This is a genomic window from Actinocorallia libanotica (assembly GCF_039525175.1).
GTDB classification, from domain to species: Bacteria; Actinomycetota; Actinomycetes; order Streptosporangiales; family Streptosporangiaceae; genus Actinocorallia; species Actinocorallia libanotica.
This window is the reverse complement of sequence record NZ_BAAAHH010000096.1, coordinates 1-2,002: the sequence shown is the minus strand read 5'-3', so window position 1 is coordinate 2,002 and position 2,002 is coordinate 1. Positions and strand designations below refer to the sequence as shown.

2 protein-coding genes are annotated in these 2,002 nt (G+C 65.8%); one reads left to right on the top strand and one right to left on the bottom strand.

The window, feature by feature from the left end:
* Positions 1-72 precede the first annotated feature (72 nt).
* The gene (locus ABD140_RS39730) at positions 73-1,002 is read right to left on the bottom strand and encodes an alpha/beta hydrolase family protein (RefSeq protein WP_344248216.1); all 930 of its coding nucleotides are present in this window, start codon (positions 1,000-1,002) and stop codon (positions 73-75) included.
* On the opposite strand from ABD140_RS39730, the gene ABD140_RS39735 reads away from it, so the two are divergent.
* Positions 1,001-1,930: an alpha/beta hydrolase family protein gene (locus ABD140_RS39735; protein ID WP_344248216.1), complete on the top strand. Its 930-nt coding sequence runs from the start codon at positions 1,001-1,003 to the stop codon at positions 1,928-1,930. The genes ABD140_RS39730 and ABD140_RS39735 overlap by 2 nt on opposite strands.
* Positions 1,931-2,002: the final 72 nt, after the last annotated feature.

Here is a 2,002-nt window from a genome sequence, read left to right as displayed (position 1 = left end):
AACGAGTACCTCGAACGGCAGCTCGCGGCGTGAACTAACCGCAAATAAGCTGTCCGGAATCGGCAGGGCACATCACAGATCGAAGCCATGCGGGGTGAGCAGCTCGCCCATCGTGCCGGGGAGCCCCTGGAGCATGACCCCACCGGGGGTGGAGCCGTCGAAGTACTTCTCCACGCGGCTCGCGTACGGCTGCTTGAAGACTTCTTCGGGACGGTCGTAGATAGCGGCCTTCCAGTTCCAGGAGACCAGGAGATACGCGGTGTAGGCCACCGTCATTTTTGGTTGCGTCTTGCCCTCCACCATCGACGGGAGCATCACTCCTCGCATGTCGTACGCCCCTCCGATGGGGGCGACGGCACGGAGACGGAACCACTTTTTGCCCCTCTGGAGTTCGCGGGCCAAGCCCAAAGCGGCTGTAGCACCTTGGGAGAAACCCGTCACAAAAACGTCGCGCCGTGCCTTACGGCCCTTGCGGGGCAAGAATTCGCGGGCGGCGCGGAGCAGGTCGAGCGACGCAGAGGCCTCGGTACGGGCGTCCATCCACGGGTGTTCACCGGGGCCGAGTCCCAGGCCGAGGTAGTCGGGAGCCGCAGTGGCGAAGCCCGCCGTCCCGTAGGTGAGCGGGGCGCCTTGCCCGAAGCCGTTTTCGGGGGAGGTGGAAGGTGCGTCTTGGCGGTAATTGGTCGTCCCGTGAGCGTAGGAGACGAGTTTGAGCTTCTTGTTCTTGTTCCGGGGGACCACCAGAAGGCCGCTCGCTCTCGTCGGCTTTCCCCGCCGGTCTATGGTCCGGTAGACGAGCTGGTAGGTGTCGACGCCGTAGACGACCTTGGTGGCGTCGAAGCCTTCGGATTTGAGCCGCTTGGCGGCCTGCGCGGCGGTGTAGGACTTGACCTTCTTGGCGGACAGGAGCTCGCCTCGCTCATGCGCGCCGCCCCCGTCCTGCCGCTCGCTCGCGACGGCTCCCGTCGGGAGCAGCGCCCCCAGAGCGACGGCGGCCGCCATGGCGGCCGCCGTCGCTCTGGGGGCGCTGCTCCCGACGGGAGCCGTCGCGAGCGAGCGGCAGGACGGGGGCGGCGCGCATGAGCGAGGCGAGCTCCTGTCCGCCAAGAAGGTCAAGTCCTACACCGCCGCGCAGGCCGCCAAGCGGCTCAAATCCGAAGGCTTCGACGCCACCAAGGTCGTCTACGGCGTCGACACCTACCAGCTCGTCTACCGGACCATAGACCGGCGGGGAAAGCCGACGAGAGCGAGCGGCCTTCTGGTGGTCCCCCGGAACAAGAACAAGAAGCTCAAACTCGTCTCCTACGCTCACGGGACGACCAATTACCGCCAAGACGCACCTTCCACCTCCCCCGAAAACGGCTTCGGGCAAGGCGCCCCGCTCACCTACGGGACGGCGGGCTTCGCCACTGCGGCTCCCGACTACCTCGGCCTGGGACTCGGCCCCGGTGAACACCCGTGGATGGACGCCCGTACCGAGGCCTCTGCGTCGCTCGACCTGCTCCGCGCCGCCCGCGAATTCTTGCCCCGCAAGGGCCGTAAGGCACGGCGCGACGTTTTTGTGACGGGTTTCTCCCAAGGTGCTACAGCCGCTTTGGGCTTGGCCCGCGAACTCCAGAGGGGCAAAAAGTGGTTCCGTCTCCGTGCCGTCGCCCCCATCGGAGGGGCGTACGACATGCGAGGAGTGATGCTCCCGTCGATGGTGGAGGGCAAGACGCAACCAAAAATGACGGTGGCCTACACCGCGTATCTCCTGGTCTCCTGGAACTGGAAGGCCGCTATCTACGACCGTCCCGAAGAAGTCTTCAAGCAGCCGTACGCGAGCCGCGTGGAGAAGTACTTCGACGGCTCCACCCCCGGTGGGGTCATGCTCCAGGGGCTCCCCGGCACGATGGGCGAGCTGCTCACCCCGCATGGCTTCGATCTGTGATGTGCCCTGCCGATTCCGGACAGCTTATTTGCGGTTAGTTCACGCCGCGAGCTGCCGTTCGAGGTACTCGTT